This window comes from Pseudomonas marginalis (assembly GCF_900105325.1).
GTDB classification, from domain to species: Bacteria; Pseudomonadota; Gammaproteobacteria; order Pseudomonadales; family Pseudomonadaceae; genus Aquipseudomonas; species Aquipseudomonas marginalis.
The window spans coordinates 400,296-423,483 of record NZ_FNSU01000004.1; the positions used below are offsets into that span (position 1 = coordinate 400,296).

Consider the following 23,188-nt stretch of genomic DNA (forward strand, 5'->3'; position numbering starts at 1 on the left):
CCGGTCTCAAGCTGCCTGTCTGGCCGTGACGAACGCCGCAAGGCTGGCCACGTTGGTGAAGTGATTGCGGGTGTCCTTGGCGTCGGCATCGATCTTGATGCCGTACGTTTTCTGGATCGCCAGGCCCAATTCCAGGGCGTCTACCGAATCCAGGCCCAGGCCTTCGCCGAACAGGGTTTGGTCGCTGCCGATGTCGTCGGCGCTGATGTCTTCCAGGCCCAGGGCCTCGATGATCAACAGCTTTATGTCGTGCTCAAGGCGGTGTTGGTCGCTCATCTTCGGCGAGCTCCTTAATGAAATAGTGGTGCAGGTAATCGTTGAGCTTGCGTGAGGCCTGGGGCGCGGGCCCCAGTGTTGCGAACGCCTGTGGTTCTATATCGGCCCCCACGCGCAAACTGAAGTGAAAACGGCATTTAGGGATGCGATACCAGGGTTCGGCCTTGGTCAGGGTGGTGGGGCTGACCTTGATCACTACCGGGGTGATGATTGTCGCACCGCGCAGGGCAATGGCGGCGGCCCCGCGATGAAAGGCGGGCGCCACGCCGGGTGTGGTGCGGGTGCCTTCGGGAAAGATGATCAGCGTCTGGCCGTTGCGCAGGGCGTCAGCGGCGGCGTCGAGCATGTCTGCACTGCCGTCGTTGCTTATATAACCCGCGTCGCGCACCGGGCCACGGGTGAACGGGTTTTGAAACAGGCTCTGCTTGATCACGCAATTGGTCTGGCGCATCAGGCCGATCAGGAACACCACGTCGATCAACGACGGATGGTTGGCGATGATCATCTGGCCTGGCTGGCCGAGCCGTTCGGCGCCTGCGACGCTGTAGGTCAGCACGCCGGCGCGCTGCATCAGGCGGATAAAGAACCAGAACAGCTTGCTGATGGTATGGCGGGCGCGGCGCTGGTGCCTTTCTACGTTGCCCGGCAGGCAGCTGAGCAGGGGAAAGACCAGCAAGCGCAGGCACAACCCGCCGACGCCGAACACGAAGAAGCTCGCGGCAGTGGCGAACAGGCGCCAGTAGTAGGCATCCCGTGGCTTATCGTTCACGACTTGCGTTGCCAGTTCCATACACGGTTCTTCCAGGCATGTTGGCAGGCGCCCTGTTCGGTAAGCAGGGTGCGCAGCAGGTTCAGGGCGTGGGGCCACTGGGTTTGAGTGGGTTGGACAGTGCCGGCGCTGAGTTCCAGTTGCCACTCGTCGCCTGGTGTCAGCAGCAGGCCGAGGGCGTAGGGAAACGGCACGTCAACGATCCAACTGGCGTAGGCCTCGGGCGGCTGTTCTTCGGTGATGACCAGCAATACCGCCGGAGCGCCTTCGTTGAGCAGGGCCGCGGCTTCGAGCATGCCGTGCTCCAGGCCATCGCCGGCGGCGGCGAGGGCTGTCATTTCGCTGGTTTCATTGCGCAGGATCGACCACAGGCCAATCACCGCGTTGTGCACCGACAGGCTGAATTGGGTCGGCGACAGCGGCTGGTCGTTGGCCAGGTCGCTGAGGATGTCGAGGGTGCGCGGGGTTTCGCCATGCCGGGAAATAAACACCAGCGGCAAGTCTTGCAGGCCGTCGGCCAGGGGCCAGCCTACGCTGAACGCCATGCGCGCCAGGCGGCTCAGGCGGCGGCGCTGCATGGCCGGCAGGAACGACACGTCGGGCGAGGCAGCGCTGGCAGGCAGCAACACCGGGGCCTGGCACCAGGCGTGCCAGTCGTCCGCGCTTTCCAAGCCGGGGGCCCAGGCGCGCCATTGGGCGATGTTGAAGTTGATCACTGAGAAGTTATCCCGCCCCTGCGGGCTTCCATGTGCGGCTTTTGGCCCCGAATACCGGGACAAGGAGCAATCGCCGAGTGGCGCGCATTATCCCGGTGCTGCGGGGTTCTAGCAAACTTTGGTAAAGAATTGTGCAAGGCCGATTACAAATAAGACGGGAAGGTTTACAGATTGTCCTTCAACGAGGGGTAACTTGGATCGTCGGACACTTCCTTTTCATTTGTACGTGACCTATGACAGACCCGATGCAATGCAGCAATGCATCGATGAACGAGGTAGCTAACAGGCGCTTTTGCCCTCTACACTCGGACATTCATTGATACACGGAGGTTTTTCCATGCGGCGCGTGGTGTTCAATCAAAAAGGCGGTGTTGGCAAGTCGAGCATCGCCTGCAACCTGGCGGCGGTCAGCGCCAGCGAAGGCTATCGAACCCTGTTGGTGGACCTCGATGCACAGGCCAATTCAACCCAATACCTGACCGGGCTGACTGGCGACGACATCCCCATGGGGATAGCGGACTTTTTCAAGCAAACCCTGTCTTCCGGGCCGTTTTCGAAGAAGAACAAGGTCGATATCTACGAAACCCCCTTCGATAATCTGCACGTCATCACCGCCACCGCCGAACTCGCGGACCTGCAGCCCAAGCTTGAGGCCAAGCACAAGATCAACAAGCTGCGAAAGCTGCTCGATGAACTGAGCGAAGATTACGACCGTATCTACCTGGATACCCCGCCAGCCCTGAACTTTTATGCGGTTTCGGCGCTGATTGCCGCTGATCGTGTGCTGATCCCCTTCGATTGCGACAGCTTCTCGCGCCAGGCTCTGTACGGGCTACTGGCTGAAATCGAAGAATTGAAGGAAGACCACAACGAAGGCCTGGAAGTGGAAGGCATCGTGGTCAACCAGTTCCAAGCGCGGGCGAGCCTGCCGCAGCAGATGCTCGATGAGTTGATTGCCGAGGGCTTACCGGTGCTGCCGGTGTACCTGGCCAGCTCGGTGCGCATGCGCGAATCGCACCAGGAGAACAAGCCGCTGATCCACCTGGACCCACGGCACAAGCTCACTCTGCAATTTGTGGAGCTGCATAACCTGCTGGAAAATGCCTGACCTGTGGGAGCGGGCTTGCCCCCTCCCACATTTGAATTGCATTGTCCTCAAGGTCCGGTTACACCCCCTGGCTACGCAACCAGCTCATCAGTTGCGGCAACGGAAACGCCCCACTCTGGCGCGCCACTTCGCGGCCGTTCTTGAACAGAATCAAACTGGGGATCGAACGAATCCCCAGTTGCGCCGACAGCTGCTGATTGGCCTCGCTGTCCAGCTTGGCCAGCCTGCACTTGCCCTCCAACTGGCCGGCCGCCTGTTCAAACACCGGCGCAAACGACTTGCACGGCCCACACCAATCGGCCCACACGTCGACCAATAACGGCAAATCGCCCTTGATCTGGCTGGCGTAGTCGCCTTGTTTCAGCTCGAAAGGCTTGCTCAGTAGAACCGGTTGCTTGCAGCGCCCGCACTTGGGCGTATCTCCCAGCCGCTCTCCGGGGATGCGGTTGAGGCCGTTGCAATGGGGGCAGGGGATAACGAGAGGGTCGGACATGGTGGGCTCCGTGGATGTGGCCAATGCATCCTATCTGGAGTCGGGTATCAGCTTTATCAAGCTCGGGGGCGACGACGCATGTGCTAACAGATTCGCGAATGTCGATTGACGCATGCCTATCTAGGCTGGAAGTGCTTGTTCGAAATAGCACCGCCGGTCCGTTCGACGCCATAGCAAATTGCGATAGTCGGCGTTCGGGTTTAACCTTCATAGCAATATGCGATAGGGATGTTGCATGCGCGTAATCAGTGCGAAACAAATCCGAAATGCCAAGTTGAAGTGGCCTCATTCAGCCAGTGCTTTGGATGAGTGGTATCGGAAAGCCAAAGTCCTCAATCCTGAGGACTTCGCGGCGTTGAAATCGATTTTTCCTACCGTGGATAAAGTGGGGGCGTTACACGTCTTCAACATCGGTGGTAACAAACTACGACTCATCGCGATTGTGCGCTACCGAATGCAGCGGCTCTATATTCGACATGTGCTGGACCATCGGGAATACGACAAGGGTAAATGGAAGGAGTGACTGGAAAATGAGTGTATTGATCGAGCAAGTCGCCGAGCACTGGCAATTCGTATCACCGCTGTTGCGCAAGCCGAAAACCGAGGCTGACTACGATGTGCTGGTGGAGGCGCTCGACGAATTGCTGGATATCGTAGGGGAGGACGAAGCCCATCCGTTGATGGGCGTGGTCGATATCATCGGTGACTGGGTCGAGGCTTATGACCTGGAGCATTGGCCAATGCCTGAGGCGAGCGGTGTCGACGTATTGAGATCAATGATGCAGGAGCATGGCCTGACTCAGAGTGATTTGCCGGGTGTGGGTGCTCAATCGGTGGTCTCGGAGATCCTCAGTGGAAAACGCCAGCTGAACGTGCGACAGATTCGTTGGCTGGCGGATTTTTTCAAGGTGCCGGTCGACCTGTTCATCTAATCGCGAGCATGGCGTGTATCACGACGAACAACTGATCTCCAAATGCTTGCCCCAATCCGGCGGTCGTTGCGCGTACTGTTCCATCCCCGCCTGCTCCTCGAACGGCTTGGAAAGCACCTCGTGCAGTCGCTGCACTTCGCTGTAGTCGCCTGATTCGGCGGCAGCGATAGCGTTCTGTGCGAGGTAGTTGCGCAGGATGTACAGCGGGTTCACTGCGTGCATCCGCTCACGGCGTTGTTTCTCGTTGTAATTCCCGTCCCGCTCAACACGAGCCTTGTACAGTTCTGCCCAGGCATCAAACCCGGCGAGGTCGACAAAATCATCGCGCAGCTTCGCCACCGCCATCGCTGCCGATTCATCCCCAAGTCGCCGGAAGAACAAGGTGTAATCCACGCCGCTGTTCTGCATCAGCTTCAGCAACCGCTCCACCAGCTTCTGGTCGTCGTCTTCGGCGGTGGTCAGCCCCAGTCGGCGGCGCATCAGGTCCAGGTAGTGGGCCTGGTACAGCGGCAGGTACAGACCAAGGGCTTCTTTCAAGGCATCGACGCTGATAAACGGCGTGAGCGCCTGGGCCAGCGCGCTGAGATTCCACTGGCCGATGGGCACCTGGTTGCTGAAGGAGTAACGTCCTTCATGGTCCGAGTGATTGCAGATGAAGTGCGCGTCAAAGTCGTCGAGAAACGCAAACGGCCCGAAGTCGAAGGTGATGCCCAGGATCGACATGTTGTCGGTGTTCATCACGCCGTGGCAGAAGCCATAGGCCTGCCATTTGGCGATCATCTCGGCATTGCGTTCGACGATTTCGCGGAACATCGCGAGGTAAGGTTCAGGCTGTTCCTTGCACTCGGGGTAGTGCAGTGAAAGCACGTGCTCGGCCAGTTCCGCCTGCTGCTCTGGCTTCTTGGTGTAGTAGAAATATTCGAAATGCCCGAAGCGGATATGGCTCGGCGCCAGGCGCAGCACCATCGCCCCACGTTCCTGCTTCTCACGCCAGACCGGGGTGCTGGAGCCGATCACGCACAACGCGCGGCTGCTGGGGATGCCCAGTGCATGCAGCGCTTCGGAGGCCAAAAACTCCCGGATTGACGAGCGCAGCACCGCGCGGCCATCGCCCATGCGCGAGTAGGGCGTCATCCCGGCACCCTTGAGGTGCAGGTCCCAATGTTCGCCGGCCTCGTTGTACACCTCGCCGAGCAGCAACCCACGGCCATCGCCCAACTGCGGGGTGTAGCCGCCGAACTGGTGCCCGGAGTAGACCATCGCCCGCGGCTCGGCCTCGGCCCACAACTTGTGGCCGCTGAACAGCTCGGCAAACACCGGTGTTTCGGCCACTGTCGGGTCGAGGTCGAGCAGGGCCATGGCGGCATTGCTTGCCACCACCAGGCGCGGTTCGTCGAGGGGCTCGGGCAATACGTGGGTTGAGAACGCGTCGCCCAGGCGTGCGAAGCGGTTGTCGAAGGTCAGTTCGTCGAGGGCTTTCACCGGCCATCTCCAGCAGAATGTCCGAGCATTCTGCTGGGGATAGGGCGTTTAGTCGAGTTTGCTGGGCGGTGGCTCGGGTGCATCCGCCACTTTGCCGTCCGGCGGCTCCGGCACATCTTGCGCGTCGGCCGGTCCGACGATGGTTCTCTTCTCGTCTTCCACCGGCACCAGCTTGTACTCCTGGCCGTGGAGGTTTTTCAGGTACACCTCCATCTGCCGGAACGAGATGTTGATGTGGTGGTTCTTGAACTCGCGGTTGATAAAGCGGTTCACTTCGTCGATCACCGGGTTGCGGTCGCCGAGGTCGCGCACGTGCATGCGCAGTTCGTGGTCGAGGGTGCTTTCGCCGAAGTTGAGGAAGTACACATGGGGTTCCGGTTCCTTCAACACCCTTGGGTTTTCTCGCGCAGCCTTGAGCAACAATTCCTTCACCAGGTCCAGGTCGGAGCCGTAGTCAACGCCCAGCTTGAGGGTCACACGGGTGATGGTGTCGGTCAGCGACCAGTTGATCAGTTGCCCGGTAATGAACGTCTTGTTCGGGACAATGATGTCCTTGCGGTCGAAGTCGGTGATGGTGGTGGCGCGGATGCGGATCTTGCTCACCGTGCCCGACAGGTTGCCGATGGTGATGGTGTCGCCGATGCGCACCGGGCGCTCGAACAGGATCATGATGCCGGAGATAAAGTTGGCGAAGATCTCCTGCATGCCGAAGCCCAACCCCACCGACAGCGCGGCCACCAGCCATTGCAACTTGTCCCAGCTCACGCCGAGGGTGGACAGGGTCGAGACAAAGCCCACGCCGGCAATGATGTAGGACAGCAAGGTGGTCGTGGCGTAGGCACTGCCCTGGGCCAAGTCCAGCTTGGACAGCACCAGCACTTCCAGCAGGCCGGGCAGGTTGCGCGCCAGGGCGAAGGTGATGCCGATGATGATCAGCGCGCCGAGCAGGTCGCCGATGCTGATCGGCACCATGCTGATATTGGCACCGGTGCCGCTGGTGTATTCGTACAGGGTGACGTTGTCCAGGTAGGAAAATACCGAGATCAGGTCCGACCATACCCAGTACAGCGCCGCGATAAAGCCGCCGAGCAGCGCCAGGCGGATGAGGCGCATCGATTGTTCGTTGACCTGTTCGATATCCAGGGTCGGCTCTTCGATCACCGCTTCGCCTTCGCCGGCTTCCTTGGCGGCCTGGCGTTTGGCCAGGGCGCGGGAATAGGCCAGGCGTCGGGCGGCAACGCCCAGGCCGCGGACGAAGGTGGCTTCGATGACCAGCCAGAACATCAGCAGGTACAGGGTGTTGATCAGCCGGTCGCTGAGCTTGAGTGCGGTGTAGTAGTAGCCAAAGCACACGGCAATGAACAGCGCGACAGGCAGGGCGGTAAACAGCAGGCCCACGGCTTTGCGGAACAGCGAGGCTTTTTCGTGGGTCGGGCTGTGCAGCAGCAGGCGTCCCAGCAGCCAGGCCATCAGGGCGTAGCAGGTCAGGACCACACCAATGCCCAGCACGTCGTCGGCCAGCGCCGCCGGTTGATGCTCGGCAATCGCCACCACGGCCACCAGGGCCAGCACCACCAGCCCGAGCTTGCGTACCCAGCCCTGGAGGAATTCGACCTGGGGCTTTTCCCAGCGGAAGTGCAACTCGGCCACGCCGCCCGGCGCCAGGATGCGGTAGGCGGTGTAGAACACCAGCCATGCCTGGGCGATCTGCAACAGCGCTGCACCCAGGTTGGCGTTCTGCCCACGTGCGTCGATCTGCAGCGCGTAGCCGCACAGCGCCAGGCCCAGTGCTACCGGCATCGCCAACAGGATATTTACCAGGATCGCCTGGGGCGTGTGCCATTGGCTGTCGCGTTTGAAGTGGCCGATGTCCAGGTGGACTCTTTTCAGGCGCGCGTACAACGCGTTGCGGCGCCACAACAGGGCACCGATCAACAGCAGCAACGGCAAAAACAGCAGCGGACGCTGGGTCAGGCCGTCGTACAGCTCGCTGACGCTGGAGGCCCATGGCAGGGTGGTGACCTGCTTGCTCAGGTGCGCCGGCACGGTTTCCAGCCACTCGGTGTCCAGCGGCTTGTTGCTGGGGATCCAGAACATCTGTTCATCGAGCGTCGCGCGCAGGGTGGTGGCGGTGCTGAGCAGTTGTTTCTGGTTCAGTTGCAGGGTGATGGATTCGTTGAGCAGCGCGCTCAGCTCGCGGCTCAGGCGCTCCAGCAAGTCGCTGCGGGTGATCGCCAGTTCCAGCAGGGTGCGCCGCAGTTGCGGGGTGACGTCGGCCGGCGGCTGGTTGGCCAGCAGGTTATCCACATAGGTGCTGGGGGAGCTGATCAGCTCGCGCTGTTGGTTGACCTCGAACTGGTACAGGCGAATGTTGGCGATATCGTCCGCCAGGTCGCGGTCCACCGTCAGGCGGGGCAACGCTTGTTTCTGCTTATACAGAATCTTCGAGAGGAGCAGGCTGCCCTTGAGCACATTGATCTGCTCGTCCAGGGCCGAATCGCTCTGGGTCACGGTGTCCAGCTGTTGCTTGGTCTGCAGGTTCTTCTGGGTCAGGTCGTTGAGGCGGTCGGTACTCTTGAGCAGGTAGTCGGACAGCTTCAGGTTGGCCGCGCTTTCCGTGGCCAGCAGGCTGCTGCCGCCGGCCTTTTGCGCTTCGATGGACTGTTGGGTGACGGTCTGCTGGGACTGGGCCAGGCGTTTCTGGTTGATCAGGGTTTGCAGGTCCTGGATCTCTTGTTCCAGGCGCGCGGTTTTTTCCTGGATCAAGTCGTGCTGGCTGTTGCCCAGGTCCTGCAGCTGGCTATTGCCGGCCAGTTCCTGGCGACGCAGGGGGATCAGGGCATTCAGGGAGGCCAGTTCGGCATTCAGTTGGTTGCGCTGGTCGCTGCTGAGGGCTTTGCCATTGTCCTTGCCGGCCTTGAGGGTGGCATTGATCTGCTGGATGCGCGTCTGGCTGCTGCTGATTTCGGTCTGGGCGCGCTCGGGACGGGTCTGGGCGGCGATGGTCAGGCTGTTGGCGTCGGCCAGTTCCTTTTGCAGGTCGCCTTGCTGGGTGCTGCGCTGCACCAGCAATTGCTCAAGCTGCGGCACCGGCAGGGTGGCGTAGCGTTGGGCTACCGGAATGACCTTGGTGGCCTTGAGCCGGGTCAGTTCGCGCTGGTTCTCGCTGGTCTGGCGCGGCGCGTCTTCCAGCTGGCGCTTGAGGTCGACCAGGCGCTGCTCGTAATCCTGCTTGTTGCCCAGGTAGGTCAGGGTCTGTTGCAGGATCGACTGCAGCGCCTTCATGTCGGCGTCGGGCAGTTTGCGATCAGGCAGCTTGTCCAGGGTTTGCTGGATGGCGTCGGCGCTGGGCGGGTCGGCGGCGTAGACGCTGCCGACACAAAGGGTCAGGCCCAGCAGGGCAGTGGCGAGAAAAGTGCGCAGGGTTGGCATAGAGACCGATCGAGCAAGGTGAAGAATCGGGGGCGTGCTGTCGCCCCGCAGTTTAGAGGAAGAGTCCGGGGCCCGGGCGACTTCCTTCGGGGAATCTGACGCCGACTTTGCCAATCTTGTTCCCGTCCATGACCGCGACGGTCCAGATGGTGTTGTTCCACTCCACCTGGTCGCCCACGACCGGCGCGCCGCCGACTTTCTGGGTGATGAAGCGGCTCAGCGGCATGTCCGGGTCGATCCCTTCGAGCTTGAGGCCATACAGCGCTGAAACCGCGCCCAGCTGGGCGTCGCCTTCGAGGACGAAGTCGCCGAAGAAGCGCAAATCGAGGCCGCGTTGCGGTGCCTGGCTGAACAGTTTGCCCAGGGCCGGCAGGTTGTGTTCATGGCCGATCACACAGAGCAGATCGCCGACTTCCAGCACCGTACTACCCGACGGATGGAGCAGTTGCTGGCCACGGAACAGGGCCGCGATGCGCGTGCCTTCGGGCATTTTCAGCTCGCGCAGGGCCGCGCCGATGCACCATTTTTCTGCGCCCAGGCGGTAGACGAACAGCTCCCACTCGCTGGTGACGTGCACTTCCAGGGCTGCGCGGGAGATCGGCGCCGGGTCCGGCGGAACGGTCACTTTGAGCAGCTTGGCCACCCACGGCAGGCTGGTGCCCTGTACCAGCAGCGACACCAGCACGATAAAGAACGCCAGGTTGAAGTACAGCTGCGCATGGGGCAGGCCGGCCATCAACGGGAACACCGCCAGGATGATCGGCACCGCGCCGCGCAGGCCGACCCAGGCGATAAAAGCTTTTTCACGGCCATGGAAGGCTTTGAACGGCAGCAGGCCGACCATCACCGACAGCGGCCGCGCAAACAGGATCATCCACAGCGCCAGGCCCAGGGCCGGCAGGGCAATCGGCAGCAAATCATGGGGCGTGACCAGCAGGCCCAGCACCAGGAACATACCGATCTGCGCGAGCCAGGCCATGCCGTCGAGCATATGCAAAATGCCATGGCGGCTACGCACCGGGCGATTGCCGATCACCAGGCCGCACAGGTACACGGCGAGGAAGCCGCTGCCATGGAAGGCGTTGGTCAGGGCGAACACGAACAGGCCGCCGGCGATCACCAGGATCGGGTACAGGCCGGTGGCCAGGTTGATGCGGTTGACCATTTGCAGCATCAGCCAGCCGCCGCCGATGCCGACGATGCCACCGATGCCGAACTCGCGCACCAGGTGGGTCAGCAGGCTCCAGTGCAGGCCGGTCTGGCCGCTGGCGAGCATGTCGATCAGGGTGACGGTGAGGAACACCGCCATGGGGTCGTTACTGCCGGATTCGATCTCGAGGCTGGCGGTCACCCGTTCGTTCAGGCCCTTGCCGCCCAGCAGCGAGAACACCGCTGCGGCGTCGGTCGAGCCGACAATCGCACCGATAAGCAGGCCCTGGATAATATTCAGATCAAACAGCCAGGCCGCCGCCATGCCGGTGAGGCCGGTGGTAATCAACACCCCCACCGTGGCCAGGGACAATGCTGGCCAGAGTGCCACGCGGAAACTCGCTACCCGCGTACGCAAACCGCCGTCGAGCAGGATCACTGCCAGCGCGAGGTTGCCCACCAGGTAGGCAGTCGGGTAATTGTCGAAAATGATGCCGCCGCCATCGACGCCGGCCACCATGCCCACGGCCAGGATGATCACCAGGATCGGGATACCCAGGCGCGAGGAAAGAGAACTCACCAGAATGCTCGCACTCACCAGCAACGCGCCGATCAAGAACAGGCTGTTGATGGTCGTCGCATTCAAAGGCAGTACTCCATGGGCAAACAAGACGGGACGCAAACTGACCATGCAGTCTGCGTGCCAGGGATTCTAACCTGTTGAATTGCGGTGCTGTCAAAAAGCTTTTTCTGATTCACGCATAACTAAATTTGGGAGGGGCAAGCCCTAATGCCGTTCAGTTAAGCGAAAGTGATTGTAGGAGCGAGCTTGCTCGCGAAGAACTCAGGGCCACCGCGCTTATCGAGAATGAACGCGTTGCCTGGGCGTTTTTCGCGAGCAAGCTCGCTCCTACAAAAAGCCTTAACTGACCGGCATTAGGGCAAGCCCCCTCCCACATTTCAGCCAGTGCAGGGCGTTAGAGGCGGAAGCGGCCTACCATCCCGTTCAGGTCTACCGCCAGGCGTGACAATTCGCTGCTCGCGGCGCTGGTCTGGCTGGCGCCCGTAGCGGATTGCACCGACAGATCACGAATGTTCACCAGGTTGCGGTCCACTTCCCGCGCCACCTGCGCCTGTTCTTCCGCAGCGCTGGCGATCACCAGGTTGCGCTCGTTGATCTCGACAATCGCCGTGTTGATGGTGTCCAGCGACATCCCTGCGCCTTTGGCGATGTTCAGCGTCGACTCCGCCCGCTCGGTGCTGTTGCGCATCGAGTCCACCGCGTGCTCGGTACCGGCCTGGATACTGCCGATCATCCGCTCGATCTCGCTGGTGGACTGCTGGGTACGATGGGCCAGGGCCCGCACTTCATCGGCGACCACCGCGAACCCGCGACCGGCTTCACCGGCGCGCGCGGCTTCAATCGCCGCGTTCAGGGCCAGCAAATTGGTCTGGTCGGCCAGGCCGCGAATCACGTCCAGCACTTTGCCGATATCGCGCGACTCATTGGCCAGTTCGCCGATCAGGGTGGCGGTTGCTTGCACATCGCCGCTCATGCGCTCGATGGCGCTGACGGTTTCCTGCACCAGGTCGCGGCCGTCGCCAGCAGACGTGGTGGCGTTGCGCGAGGCTTCCGAGGTGCTCACCGCATTGCGTGCGACTTCTTCAACGGCGCTGGTCATCTCGTTGACGGCGGTGGCGGCTTGCTCGATTTCGTTGTTTTGCCGGGTCAGGCCACGGGCACTTTCGTCGGTGACGGCGTTCAGTTCCTCGGCGGCGGAAGCCAGTTGGGTGGCGGAGCCGGCGATGCGTTGCAGGGTGTCGCGCAGTTTGTCCTGCATCTTGGCCATGGCGGCGAGCAGGCGCCCGGCCTCATCGTTGCCGTCGACTTTGATCGGCCGTGTCAGGTTGCCTTCGGCGACTTCTTCCGCCGCTTCCAGTGCCTGTGAAATCGGCAGGGTGATGCTGCGGGTCAGCAGCCAGGCAAACAGCAGGGTCAGCAGCGTGGCGATCACCAGCAGGCCCACGACCAGGTTGAAGGCCGTGTTGTATTGGTCTTCGGCCTCCTGATTGGTGGCCAGGGCCATCTTGTTATTGAGGTCCAGCAGGCGCGTCAGCACGGCGTTGACCTGCTCGGAGTTGCTCAGCAATTCGGTGTTAAGCAGGCTGCGCAGCTCATCCATCTGGTTGGCCCGTGACAGGCTCTTCATGCGCTCTTCAATCTGATGGTACTGGCCCAGCAGGCTTACATATTCGTTGTAGGTGCTACGTTCTTCGCTGCTTTCAATCAGTTTCTCGTAGACGCCCTGGGCGGTGCGGATCTGCTGGTTGCGCAGTTCGAAGGCTTCCAGGGTCTTTTGCTGCACATCCGGCTCGCGGTTGGTCAGCAAGCGGTAAGACAGCACGCGCAGGCGCAGGGTCAGTTGGGTGAACTCGTCCAGGGCGCGGATGCTTGGCACGCTGGACAAGGTAATGTCTTCAGTGGCGCCACGGATCTTGCTCATCTGGTTCAGGGCGAACACGCCTAGAAACAACATCAACGCGCCAATAAACGCGAAGCCGAGGAAGGCCCTCGGAGCGATATTCATATTACGAAGCGACATGCGGAAATCCTGGGAGAGGCGCAATCCGTGCGGTCATGAGACGGGGTGTGCCTCTCTATCGGGCATACGACTAAAGTCTAAAGGGGGCTGTGCGTTTTTGTCGCATCTGACGAGGGGTTGCGCGGATTCAGGAACCAGATGGGGGAAATGCAGTCACTAAGGCTCGAAAGCGTGGCCCGGCCCTTAAAAAACGGGCTGCGCGCCAGGGATAACCCTGGCATCCGAGGTGAATTTTCTTTATCGTCACCGCCCTTTGAAAAAGCCCGAGAAATCAAAATGTTAGAAGCATCCCTCAGCCAACTGGAACAACTGGTCAGCGACCTGGTACAGCAGAATCAGGAGCTACTGGGCAGCAACGAATCCCTCAAGGCCGAACTGGCTCGCGCCAAGGATGAGAACGACAGCCTGCAACTGAACCTGATGGAGCAGGAAGAAAAGCACGGCGCCACCGCAGCACGTATCCAGGCGCTGGTTGAGCGCGTGAGCGCAGGCCCTGTCAGCGCATGAATGAAGGGATAAAGGTCGTTTCGATTCTCGGAGAGGATTACTCGATCAAGGCCCCGGCGGGGGAAGATAAAACCCTGATGCACGCCGTGACCATGCTCAAGGCCTCCCTGGCCACCACCAAGAAAAAGTACCCGACCCTGATCGGTGACAAGCTACTGGTGCTGGCGGCGCTGAACCTGTGCGCCGAGCAGATCGAAATGCAGCAGGCTCACCAGCAGGAACTCGACCGTTACCAAGAGCAAGTCAGCGCCACGGTCGAGGTGATTTCCAAGGCGATCCAGCCCTAGAACCACTCATCCTGCATCCCCAGGCACGTATCATCCCGTGCCTCCAGAATCACCAGTTCATGATGGCAGCCCGGAATCTCCCAAGTCAGGAAGTACCGGGCGGCCTGGAGCTTGCCTTGATAGAAGGCGACATCGGCCACATTGCCCTTGGCCAGCCCTTCTTCGGCGCGAATCGCCTGTTCCAGCCAGCGCCAGCCAATCACCGTATGCCCGAATACCTTCAGGTACAGCGCCGAGTTCGCCAGGCTGCTGTTGACCTTGCCCTGGGCGAGATCCGTCAGCAGGCCGATGGTCACGCTTTGCAGGCGGCTGACCAGGTGCTCCAGCGGCTCTCTCAATGCCGTCAGGCCTGGATATTCCTGTGCCCGCGCGCCCGTGTCGGCGATCAGCCGGATCAGTTGCTTCAGGCCCGCGCCGCCGTTCTGCGCCAGCTTGCGCCCCAGCAGGTCCAGGGACTGGATGCCATGGGTGCCCTCGTGGATCGGGTTCAGGCGGTTGTCGCGGTAGTACTGCTCCACCGGGTATTCGCGGGTATAACCATGGCCGCCGAGGATCTGGATCGCCAGTTCGTTGGCCTTGAGGCAGAACTCCGATGGCCAGGATTTGACGATGGGGGTGAGCAGGTCCAGCAGTTCATGGGCCTGTTTGCGTTCGGCCTCGGTCTCCAGTGTGGTGGTGTCATCGAACAGCCGCGCGGCGTACAGGCCCAGGTCAAAGGCACCTTCGACGTAGGCTTTTTGCGTCAGCAGCATGCGCTTGATATCGGCGTGCTGGATGATCGAGACCGGCGCGGTGCCTGGGTCCTTGCTGTCGGGCAAGCGGCCTTGCGGGCGTTCGCGGGCGTATTCCAGCGAATAGAGATAACCGGCGTAACCGAGCATCACCGCGCCCATGCCGACACCGATGCGCGCCTCGTTCATCATCTGGAACATGCAGCTCAGGCCTTGGTGCGGTTTACCCACCAGATAGCCGACGCAGTTGCCGTTATCGCCGAAATTCAGTGCCGTGGACGTGGTGCCACGCCAGCCCATCTTATGAAACAGCCCGGCCAGCAGCACGTCGTTGCGCGCGCCGAGGCTGCCGTCGTCGTTGACCAGGAATTTGGGCACGATAAACAGCGAAATGCCCTTCACCCCGGCGGGCGCGTCCGGCAGCTTGGCCAGCACCATGTGCACGATGTTTTCCGACAGCGGGTGGTCGCCGCCGGAGATGAAGATCTTGTTGCCTTTGAGGCGATAGCTGCCGTCAGCCGCGGGCTCGGCGCGGGTACGAATATCCGACAGCGATGAGCCGGCGTGGGGCTCGGTCAGGGCCATGGTGCCGAAGAAACGGCCTTCGATCATTGGTTGCAGGAAGCGCTGTTTTTGCTCCTCGGTGCCGAAGCTTTCGATCAGGTTGGCGGCGCCCATGGTCAGGAACGGGTAGGACGTCGAGGCCGCGTTGGCGGATTGGAAGTGAGCGAAGCAGGCCTGGGACAGCAGGGTCGGCAACTGCATGCCACCGGCTTCGAAGCTGCGGGCCGCATTGAGGAAACCGGCTTCAAGGAACGCATCCACCGCCGGTTTCACTTCCGGAATCAGAATCGCCTTGCCGTCCTCAAAACGCGGTTCGTTCTCGTCGTTCTTGCGGTTGTGTGGCGCGAAGTACTTCTCGGCAATGTTGCGGGCCGTGCTGATGGCCGCATCGAAGGTTTCGCGGTTGTGCTCGGCAAACCGCTCGCGCTGGGTCAGGCCCTCGGCATCGAGGACTTCGTACAGCTCGAAAGCCAGATTGCGGGAACTGAGCAGCGTCTCGGACATGGCGGATTACCTTTGGGGAATTGGCCTGAGTCTAAGTGCGCGAATAAAGACTGGATAGCAAGATTGATCTGGGTGATGAAGAGGCAGAACGCGGGGAGGGGAATTGAAATGCGATCAAATGTGGGAGAGGGCAAGCCCCCTCCCACATTCAGTTAGCCGATGGTCATCAGGCTGGCATTACCGCCGGCAGCAGCGGTGTTAACGCTCAACGCACGTTCGATCACCAGGCGCTCCAAGGCAATCGTGGTCTCGCCCTGAGACAAACCATGTACCCCGACAATCGCCCCGCCACGCTGCGCCACTTGCTGGCACACCCCACGCAGTTGGTCGGAATCGCCGTGGTGCAGGACGGCGTCAAACACCACCTCGTCCTTGCTCCAGTCGGCCACGCGCTTGATTTTCGCCTGAATCTCCTTCGGCAACCGTGGGAACACGGCCTTGGTCAAGTCGGTTTCCGGCCATACCGCCGAACCGCCGACCGCCAATACCGCCGCCAGTTGAGTCAACAGGTCGCCTTCCACGTCCGCCAGGCACAGTACGTGCTCGCGAGGCAGGATGGCGTAGCTGTTGCGCTCGCCGGTCGGGCCGGCTAATTGACGGGTGATACCGCTTTGGGACTGCGCGGCGAACTGGCTGCACAGCGCACTCAGCTCGCTGAACTTATTGCTGTCGGCCCAGGTTTTCAGGGCGGTCAGCGGTTGGCTCAAGGCGTCGCGCAGGCGTACATCCGGTGCCGCCAGCTTGTCGCCACGTACGAAGGATTGCTCGATCGCATCGGTAGGACGGGTCGACAGCAAGCGGTACAGGTACAGCGGACCACCGGCTTTCGGGCCTGTGCCCGACAGGCCTTCGCCGCCGAACGGCTGCACGCCGACCACGGCACCGACGATGTTGCGGTTTACATAGACGTTACCGGCATTGACGTTGTCGATCACCTTGGCGATGGTCTCGTCGATACGGGTGTGTACGCCCAGGGTCAGGCCATAGCCGGACGCGTTGATTTGGCCGATAAGCTGGTCGATCTCCTTGCGCTTGTAGCGCACCACGTGCAGCACCGGGCCGAAGATCTCCCGTTGCAGTTCGTCGAAGCTTTCCAGCTCGATCAGGGTGGGCATCACGAAGGTGCCGCGCTTGATTTCTTCACCGTCGGCAATCGCCACCTGGTACACATTGCGGCCTTTGTCGCGCATGGCCTGGATGTGTTTCTCGATGCCGGCCTTGGCTTCGGCGTCGATCACCGGGCCGATGTCCACCGACAGGCGTTCCGGGTTGCCCAGGCGGCATTCAGCCATGGCGCCCTTGAGCATTTCGATCACGCGGTCTGCCGAATCTTCCTGCAGGCACAACACGCGCAGGGCCGAGCAACGTTGACCGGCGCTGTCGAAGGCCGAGGACACCACGTCGATGACCACCTGCTCGGTGAGCGCCGAGGAATCGACGATCATCGCGTTCTGGCCGCCGGTCTCGGCGATCAGCGGGATCGGACGGCCCTGGGCATCCAGGCGCCCGGCGACATTGCGTTGCAGCAGGCGCGCGACTTCGGTGGAACCGGTGAACATCACGCCCTTGACGCGATCATCACCCACCAGGCGCGCACCGACGCTTTCACCCTGGCCCGGCAGCAATTGCAGTACGCCTTGGGGAATACCGGCTTCGAGCAGGATGCGCATGGCTTGTGCAGCCACCAGCGGGGTTTGTTCGGCTGGCTTGGCCAAGACCGGGTTACCGGCGGCCAGTGCGGCAGCCACTTGCCCACTGAAAATCGCCAGCGGGAAGTTCCACGGGCTGATGCACACCACTGGGCCCAATGGGCGGTGGGCGTCATTGGTGAAGTCGTTGCGAGCCTGTACCGCGTAGTAGCGCAGGAAGTCCACGGCCTCACGCACTTCGGCGATGGCGTTGGCGAAGGTCTTGCCGGCTTCGCGGGCCAGCAGGCCCATCAGCGGCTGGATCTCGCCTTCCATCAGGTCGGCGGCACGTTCCAGGATCGCGGCGCGTTCGGCGGGCGGGGTGGCCTGCCAGATCGGGCCGGCGCTGATGGCGCACTGGATCGCGTTGTCGACGTCTTCGACGGTGGCTTCTTGCACGTGACCGACCACGTCACGCAGGTCGGACGGATTCAATACCGGTGCCGCCGCTTGATCGCTGGCGGCGCAACCGAGCATCGGCGCGGCCTTCCAGTTGTTGTGGGCAGTGGCCAGCAGGGCGCAGGACAGCGATGCCAGGCGGTGTTCGTTGGCCAGGTCGATACCGGCCGAGTTGGCACGGTCGCTGCCGTACAGGTCACGGGGCAGCGGGATACGCGGGTGCGGCAGGCCGAAGCCGCCTTCCAGCGTCGCCATCTGCTCGATGCTGGCCACTGGATCGGCCACCAGCTCCTGGATCGAGATGGACTGGTCGGCGATGCGGTTGACGAACGAGGTGTTGGCGCCGTTTTCCAGCAGCCGACGCACCAGGTAGGCCAGCAGTGTTTCGTGAGTGCCGACCGGTGCGTACACGCGGCACGGACGGTTCAGCTTGCCTTCGGAAACCTTGCCTACTACCTGCTCGTACAACGGTTCACCCATGCCGTGCAGGCATTGGAACTCGTACTGGCCGGGGTAATAGTTCTGACCGGCGATATGGTAAATCGCCGACAAGGTATGGGCGTTGTGCGTAGCGAACTGCGGGTAGATGACTTCCGGTACCGACAGCAGCTTGCGTGCACAGGCAATGTAGGAAACATCGGTGTACACCTTGCGGGTATACACCGGATAGCCTTCCAGGCCTTCGACCTGGGCGCGTTTGATCTCGCTGTCCCAGTACGCGCCTTTTACCAGGCGGATCATCAGGCGATGGCGGCTGCGGCGTGCCAGGTCGATGACGTAGTCGATCACATACGGGCAACGCTTCTGGTAGGCCTGGATCACGAAGCCAATGCCGTTCCAGCCGGTCAGCTGCGGTTCGAAGCACAGGCGCTCGAGCAGATCCAGCGACAGCTCCAGGCGGTCGGCTTCTTCGGCGTCGATGTTCAGGCCGATGTCGTATTGCTTGGCCAGCAGGGTCAGGGACAGCAGGCGCGGGTACAGCTCATCCATCACGCGCTCGTACTGCGCACGGCTGTAACGCGGGTGCAGGGCCGACAGCTTGATGGAGATACCCGGGCCTTCATAAATCCCACGGCCGTGGGAGGCTTTGCCGATGGAGTGAATGGCTTGTTCGTACGAGGCCAGGTATTTCTGCGCGTCGTGTTCGGTGAGGGCGGCTTCACCAAGCATGTCGTAGGAATAGCGGAAACCCTTGGCTTCGAATTTGCTCGCGTTGGCCAGGGCTTCGGCGATGGTTTCGCCGGTCACGAACTGCTCGCCCATCAGGCGCATGGCCATGTCGACGCCCTTGCGGATCATCGGCTCGCTGCTCTTGCCGATGATGCGGCTCAGGGATGAGGTGAGGCCGGCTTCGTTATGGGTGGCGACCAGCTTGCCGGTCAGCAGCAGGCCCCAGGTGGCGGCGTTGACGAACAGCGACGGGCTGTTGCCCAGGTGCGGATGCCAGTTGCCGGTGCTGATCTTGTCGCGGATCAGCGCGTCGCGGGTGCCTTTGTCCGGGATCCGCAGCAGTGCTTCGGCCAGGCACATCAGGGCGACGCCTTCTTGGGACGACAGCGAGAATTCCTGCAGCAGGCCCTGAACAATCCCGGCACGGCCGCCGGCACTCTTCTGATTGCGCAGTTTTTCCGCAATCGAAGCGGCGAGCTTGTTGGTGGCTTCGGCCATTTGCACCGGCAGGCGGGCCTGTTCGATCAGCATCGGCACCACTTCCGGCTCGGGGCGACGGTAAGCGGCGGTGATCGAAGCGCGCAGTACGGATTGCGGCAGGATGCTCTCGGCGAACTCAAGGAAGCACTGGTGGGCGTGGTCGCTCTGGACTTCGCCTGCGTCGTCAGCGTCCTTGCTGCTCAAGCCGTTGAGCTCGGTCAGGGTTGCACCACCCTCGAGTTTCTCCAGGTAATTGAAAATCGCCTGCTTGATCAGCCAGTGCGGCGTGCGATCAATGGAGGTCGCGGCCGCCTTGAGGCGTTCGCGGGTCGGGTCGTCGAGTTTGACCCCAAGGGTGGTCGTAGCCATTTTCTTATCCTCATGGGTGCCACTACCGAGTGGCATCAGCTGGCGGCAAGATTAGCTTTGCTCAGGGAGAGGTGCAACCGGGTGCAACCCATTTTGTTGATGAATTTTTCGACGCATGATCGGAAAAAATCGGCCGTCGACGGAATCTGCTTCGGCTTGGTGCATTTGCTTCTGAGATCGGCTGTTCTTGCTCCGAAAAGGAGCAAAAAACCAGTGTTTTTTGTGTTTTACACCTGGGTGCAACTTATTCCCAAGAAACTGGTTGCACCTTATTTACTTTGTTGAATAGCATTCGCGCCCAAGGTGCAACCGACTTTAGGGTTTGGTTCATCGGCTGGCGGCTTTCCTGGGGAAACGTCAGTCATAAATGCGCGGCACGCAGGTACGTTTACTCACTGACCAGTGGGTGGCCGTCTGACAGACCGCCGCTACATAAAAACAAAGCCAGGGCGTCACTCATATGAGCGTAAGTAATCCAACCCTGATCACATTCGTGATCTACATCGCAGCAATGGTGCTGATCGGCCTGATGGCCTATCGCTCCACCAACAACCTTTCCGATTACATCCTGGGCGGTCGCAGCCTCGGTAGCGTGGTGACAGCCTTGTCCGCCGGTGCTTCCGACATGAGCGGCTGGTTGTTGATGGGTTTGCCGGGCGCGATCTACATGTCCGGCCTGTCGGAAAGCTGGATCGCCATCGGCCTGATCGTCGGTGCCTACCTCAACTGGCTGTTCGTGGCCGGTCGCCTGCGGGTACAGACCGAGCACAACGGTGACGCCCTGACGCTGCCGGATTACTTCTCCAGCCGTTTCGAAGATAAAAGCGGCCTGCTGCGGATCATCTCTGCGGTGGTGATCCTGGTGTTCTTCACCATCTACTGCGCTTCCGGCATCGTGGCCGGTGCCCGTCTGTTCGAAAGCACCTTCGGCATGTCCTACGAGACCGCGCTGTGGGCCGGTGCTGCAGCGACTATTGCCTACACCTTTATCGGTGGTTTCCTGGCCGTGAGCTGGACCGATACCGTGCAAGCCACGCTGATGATCTTCGCGCTGATCCTGACGCCGATCATTGTGCTGCTGGCCACCGGCGGTGTGGACACTACGTTCCTGGCGATTGAAGCCAAGGACCCGACCAGTTTCGACATGCTGAAAAACACCACTTTCATCGGTGTTATCTCGTTGATGGGCTGGGGCCTGGGTTACTTCGGTCAACCGCACATCCTCGCGCGCTTCATGGCGGCGGATTCGGTGAAGTCGATCGCCAAGGCGCGTCGCATCTCCATGACCTGGATGATCCTGTGCCTGGCCGGTACCGTGGCGGTGGGCTTCTTCGGTATCGCTTACTTCTCGGCGCACCCTGAGGTCGCCGGTCCCGTCACCGAAAACCCTGAGCGTGTGTTCATCGAACTGGCAAAAATCCTGTTCAACCCATGGGTTGCCGGTGTCCTGCTGTCGGCCATCCTCGCCGCCGTGATGAGCACCTTGAGCTGCCAACTACTGGTGTGCTCCAGCGCCCTGACCGAAGATTTCTACAAAGCGTTCCTGCGCAAGAACGCCTCCCAGCTTGAGCTGGTGTGGATCGGTCGCGTGATGGTGCTGGTGGTTGCCCTGATCGCCATCGCCATGGCCGCCAACCCGAACAACCGCGTCCTGGGGCTGGTGAGCTACGCCTGGGCCGGTTTCGGCGCTGCGTTCGGCCCTGTGGTGCTGATCTCGGTGATCTGGAAAAACATGACCCGCAACGGCGCACTGGCCGGCATCCTGGTCGGCGCGACCACCGTGATCGTGTGGAAGCACTTCGAACTGCTGGGCCTTTACGAAATCATCCCTGGCTTCATCTTCGCCAGTCTGGCCATCTATTTCGTAAGCAAGCTGGGCGCACCGACAGCCGGTATGGTCGAGCGCTTTGATGCGGCGGAAAAAGACTACAACCTCAATAAGTGATTCGCCGGGCGCTGAGCGCCTGTCGAGATGAAAAAACGGCCTGCGTCCTTTGGATGGGGGCCGTTTTTTTAAGGTTTTGAGGTCAAACAACGCGGATCACAGGCTCAGCTGATTGCTGAAATGAAAGATTATCGCACCGACAGCTCCGACTAGACCTGTGAGGGCCGTTCCGTGAAGTGCGAGTTTCAGATTGCGCGGAAACTCCTTGACCTGTTTTGCGTTAATAACGCCACGTTTTGCGTTCCACTTCGGCAGCGCGATTGCTATATAGACGGCACATAGTCTGCCTAATCTTCCTGGTAGGTTGTCACTAAAAATACGCCTGTAGTTGTTTATCAGGCTGCACTGGTCCAACAAATCTTCCATCTTTTTCAATTTTCGATAGGCCAGGAAAAAATCGAGAATGACCGCTGTAAGCATTGAGCCCGCCGAGACCAGCGCTACTTGATCTTTTGCGGGGAGGCTGAGGACGTACTCAATACTCATACAGGACTTCTCCGGCGGCTGCGCCGACCTCGCTTCCCAAGTTACCTAGAGCAAAGCCCATTGCTCCCCCAGCTATCAGAAGGCAGCCCAAGGCAAACGGCCCGGCTGTCGGGGCCATTACGGCTATACACAAACCCATTCCCATCTGGCCTCCGATGATTCCCCCTGCCACCCCGAACGTTAATTTACCTGCCTCCACATACTTCGCTTTTCTGCATTGCTGATCTCTCCCAGTGGAGCACGCCTCCTTGATCTCCAGCGCCGTCGCTGTCGTACTCAGTGCTATTCCCAATGGTGTACCGTTTTTAAGAAATTTTGCTGTTTTGGAGACCCGCGCAATAGTTTTGCTGTACTGATTTATCTCCCCACTATGCAAGTAGCTCTTGGTTGAAATTCCCAGCATTTTCTTGATCGAGCCTTCATTCCTCAGGCCTGTTCCATAACGCGCAAAGCTGCGCATCTGTGCTTCCAGCTTGGCAAATAGAACTTGGCGTCGAGCCAGGAAGTCATCTCTTGCAGCACCTCCTCCAAGACGCAATGATTGTTTGTGCAGTGCATCAATTTCATCGAGCGTGTTCACTATTTCTTGTAAGTGTCGGCTCCAAGCGTCGCCTGCAGTACCTATCCCTAGTGATGCGTAACCCAGCAGTTTTTGTAGCAGGTCGTAGTTGTGCAGGGCGAAGGTATCTGCGCCTTCGGCCATTACGCTATGACGAATGTCCCAGGCGGCGCGCATCAAGCGTGACTCTTCCAAGGTACAGCTCGCTGTGGTTTCGTCCCCGATGATGACTAACTGCCCTGGCAGTACAACAACATTGCGAATATGAGTATTGAGGGCATCAAACTTCGCTTCGGCGTGTTTGCTCAATCGTAGTTTTGCCTTGAGCTCCACTGAGGTTTGTCGATGCTCATTGATGAATGCATAGGGGGGAGGCATTACACACTCCCCCGCGATGCAGATTGGCTCGAAGCGAGGTGATTGCCTGCCATGAAAGCATTCCTTTTTGAATGAACATGGCTGCGCAATTTAAATAGCCACCTGGAGGGTGTCTTGGTTATGGCGGATGAATTTCGGGTGGTTTTTTGTTTTTGGGAAAA

At 60.5% G+C, this 23,188-nt stretch carries 18 protein-coding genes and 1 pseudogene; 6 read left to right on the forward strand and 13 right to left on the reverse strand.

What is annotated here, in order from left to right:
* Positions 1 to 6: 6 nt before the first annotated feature.
* The 3 genes from BLW22_RS32425 to BLW22_RS32435 are packed head-to-tail and all read right to left on the reverse strand — an operon-like array spanning position 7 to position 1,761.
* Positions 7 to 276 (reverse strand): phosphopantetheine-binding protein, encoded by a 270-nt coding sequence (locus tag BLW22_RS32425; RefSeq protein WP_027604978.1) that lies wholly within the window; start codon positions 274 to 276, stop codon positions 7 to 9.
* Entirely contained in the window at positions 254 to 1,066 is an 813-nt protein-coding gene (locus BLW22_RS32430) for a lysophospholipid acyltransferase family protein (protein WP_074848508.1), read from the reverse strand. The genes BLW22_RS32425 and BLW22_RS32430 overlap by 23 nt, the downstream gene beginning before the upstream one ends.
* Entirely contained in the window at positions 1,042 to 1,761 is a 720-nt protein-coding gene (locus BLW22_RS32435; RefSeq protein ID WP_065925688.1) for a beta-ketoacyl synthase chain length factor, read from the reverse strand. Before BLW22_RS32435 ends, BLW22_RS32430 begins: the two co-directional genes overlap by 25 nt.
* A gap of 337 nt (positions 1,762 to 2,098) precedes the next feature.
* On the opposite strand from BLW22_RS32435, the gene BLW22_RS32440 reads away from it, so the two are divergent.
* Positions 2,099 to 2,869 (forward strand): ParA family protein, encoded by a 771-nt coding sequence (locus BLW22_RS32440; RefSeq protein ID WP_053139210.1) that lies wholly within the window; start codon positions 2,099 to 2,101, stop codon positions 2,867 to 2,869.
* Between the two features lie 58 nt (positions 2,870 to 2,927).
* Here the strand turns inward: BLW22_RS32440 and trxC are convergent, their stop codons facing one another.
* Positions 2,928 to 3,362, reverse strand: coding sequence for a thioredoxin TrxC (gene trxC / locus BLW22_RS32445; protein ID WP_065925687.1), 435 nt, complete (start codon positions 3,360 to 3,362; stop codon positions 2,928 to 2,930).
* 235 nt (positions 3,363 to 3,597) lie between these two features.
* Between trxC and BLW22_RS32450 the strand changes: the two genes are divergently transcribed.
* Positions 3,598 to 3,885 (forward strand): type II toxin-antitoxin system HigB family toxin, encoded by a 288-nt coding sequence (locus BLW22_RS32450; RefSeq protein WP_065925686.1) that lies wholly within the window; start codon positions 3,598 to 3,600, stop codon positions 3,883 to 3,885.
* A gap of 7 nt (positions 3,886 to 3,892) precedes the next feature.
* Positions 3,893 to 4,294 (forward strand): helix-turn-helix domain-containing protein, encoded by a 402-nt coding sequence (locus BLW22_RS32455; RefSeq protein WP_074848511.1) that lies wholly within the window; start codon positions 3,893 to 3,895, stop codon positions 4,292 to 4,294.
* An 18-nt stretch (positions 4,295 to 4,312) separates the two neighbouring features.
* Here the strand turns inward: BLW22_RS32455 and selO are convergent, their stop codons facing one another.
* The 5 genes and pseudogenes from selO to BLW22_RS36140 form a co-directional block, all read right to left on the reverse strand.
* A complete protein-coding gene (gene selO, locus BLW22_RS32460; protein ID WP_074848513.1) occupies positions 4,313 to 5,776 on the reverse strand; it encodes a protein adenylyltransferase SelO in 1,464 nt (487 codons plus the stop codon).
* A 48-nt stretch (positions 5,777 to 5,824) separates the two neighbouring features.
* On the reverse strand, positions 5,825 to 9,208 hold the full coding sequence (gene mscK / locus BLW22_RS32465) for a mechanosensitive channel MscK (protein ID WP_074848515.1): 3,384 nt from the start codon (positions 9,206 to 9,208) through the stop codon (positions 5,825 to 5,827).
* Positions 9,209 to 9,260: 52 nt separating this feature from the next.
* Positions 9,261 to 11,003: a potassium/proton antiporter gene (locus BLW22_RS32470; RefSeq protein WP_074848517.1), complete on the reverse strand. Its 1,743-nt coding sequence runs from the start codon at positions 11,001 to 11,003 to the stop codon at positions 9,261 to 9,263.
* Positions 11,004 to 11,334: 331 nt separating this feature from the next.
* Positions 11,335 to 12,207: a methyl-accepting chemotaxis protein gene (locus tag BLW22_RS36135; RefSeq protein WP_371914633.1), complete on the reverse strand. Its 873-nt coding sequence runs from the start codon at positions 12,205 to 12,207 to the stop codon at positions 11,335 to 11,337.
* Positions 12,190 to 12,960, reverse strand: a pseudogene (locus BLW22_RS36140) (MCP four helix bundle domain-containing protein); the annotation flags it as partial. The gene BLW22_RS36135 and the pseudogene BLW22_RS36140, both read right to left, overlap by 18 nt.
* Positions 12,961 to 13,236: 276 nt before the next feature.
* On the opposite strand from BLW22_RS36140, the gene BLW22_RS32480 reads away from it, so the two are divergent.
* Both BLW22_RS32480 and BLW22_RS32485 read left to right on the forward strand, forming a co-directional pair.
* Complete coding sequence (locus tag BLW22_RS32480; protein WP_003187970.1) at positions 13,237 to 13,467, forward strand: hypothetical protein; 231 nt, start codon at positions 13,237 to 13,239, stop codon at positions 13,465 to 13,467.
* Positions 13,464 to 13,754 (forward strand): cell division protein ZapA, encoded by a 291-nt coding sequence (locus tag BLW22_RS32485; protein WP_017526490.1) that lies wholly within the window; start codon positions 13,464 to 13,466, stop codon positions 13,752 to 13,754. The genes BLW22_RS32480 and BLW22_RS32485 overlap by 4 nt, the downstream gene beginning before the upstream one ends.
* Here the strand turns inward: BLW22_RS32485 and BLW22_RS32490 are convergent.
* The gene (locus BLW22_RS32490; protein WP_065925682.1) at positions 13,751 to 15,553 is read right to left on the reverse strand and encodes an acyl-CoA dehydrogenase; all 1,803 of its coding nucleotides are present in this window, start codon (positions 15,551 to 15,553) and stop codon (positions 13,751 to 13,753) included. The genes BLW22_RS32485 and BLW22_RS32490 overlap by 4 nt on opposite strands.
* A 152-nt stretch (positions 15,554 to 15,705) precedes the next feature.
* On the reverse strand, positions 15,706 to 19,659 hold the full coding sequence (gene putA / locus BLW22_RS32495; RefSeq protein WP_074848519.1) for a trifunctional transcriptional regulator/proline dehydrogenase/L-glutamate gamma-semialdehyde dehydrogenase: 3,954 nt from the start codon (positions 19,657 to 19,659) through the stop codon (positions 15,706 to 15,708).
* 460 nt (positions 19,660 to 20,119) lie between these two features.
* On the opposite strand from putA, the gene putP reads away from it, so the two are divergent.
* Entirely contained in the window at positions 20,120 to 21,604 is a 1,485-nt protein-coding gene (gene putP / locus BLW22_RS32505; protein WP_074848521.1) for a sodium/proline symporter PutP, read from the forward strand.
* A 96-nt stretch (positions 21,605 to 21,700) separates the two neighbouring features.
* Here putP and BLW22_RS32510 read toward each other — a convergent pair whose 3' ends face one another.
* Together BLW22_RS32510 and BLW22_RS32515 are read right to left on the reverse strand one after the other, a co-directional pair.
* Positions 21,701 to 22,090, reverse strand: a complete 390-nt coding sequence (locus BLW22_RS32510) for a hypothetical protein (protein WP_074848523.1) — start codon at positions 22,088 to 22,090, stop codon at positions 21,701 to 21,703.
* Positions 22,080 to 23,027, reverse strand: coding sequence for a hypothetical protein (locus BLW22_RS32515; RefSeq protein WP_074848525.1), 948 nt, complete (start codon positions 23,025 to 23,027; stop codon positions 22,080 to 22,082). Before BLW22_RS32515 ends, BLW22_RS32510 begins: the two co-directional genes overlap by 11 nt.
* Positions 23,028 to 23,188 lie beyond the last annotated feature (161 nt).